1 protein-coding gene is annotated in these 545 nt (G+C 33.0%); it reads right to left on the bottom strand.

From position 1 onward, the window contains the following. Positions 1-326: 326 nt before the first annotated feature. On the bottom strand, positions 327-545 hold a 219-nt coding region (locus SB717_RS33455; RefSeq protein ID WP_410907099.1), incomplete at its 5' end, for an AbrB/MazE/SpoVT family DNA-binding domain-containing protein.

Here is a 545-nt window from a genome sequence, read left to right as displayed (position 1 = left end):
CAGTCACCTGTACAATATCGGCAACTGGTCGTTTAAAAGGTGTTTTGATCCCTGTCTCAAAAACAGGGGTCAGTCCCATACGTCAGTAGCTTTTTATAATCTATTCTTATAAAGAACAGATCACGTTGACTTTAGTAGTTTGCTCAAGATATGAAAAATTATACATTTCCAACCATGCTAAAGTTAACTGTTTTCCCATCTCTTTTAGCATATTTATCCTAGAAGATACTTTACAGTATTCTTGCTCAAAATGATCGGATAGACATTTTAATTAAAAAAGAAGGTATGAAATCGAAAAGAGCCTGCTCTCATTCTTCATATTTGAGTTATAACTTTACTTCTAACTCTTTAAGCAGTTGCTCTACTCCCCCACGGCTTAGAATTACTTTTCCTTTTGCCAAGATTAGATTATCTTCAGAAACTTCACCTGTCACTTTACAAGCTAAATTAGGTGAATATTTTTTCAATACAATGTTCTCATTATCTACAAAAATTTCAACAGGTTCGTTCTTTTTAATATTTAATGTTCTTCTTAGTTCGATGGG

This window comes from Priestia sp. SIMBA_032 (genome assembly GCF_046535215.1).
GTDB lineage: Bacteria > Bacillota > Bacilli > Bacillales > Bacillaceae_H > Priestia > Priestia aryabhattai.
Note: the sequence above shows the minus strand (reverse complement) of the source record. Positions and strands in the feature narration are given on the sequence as shown.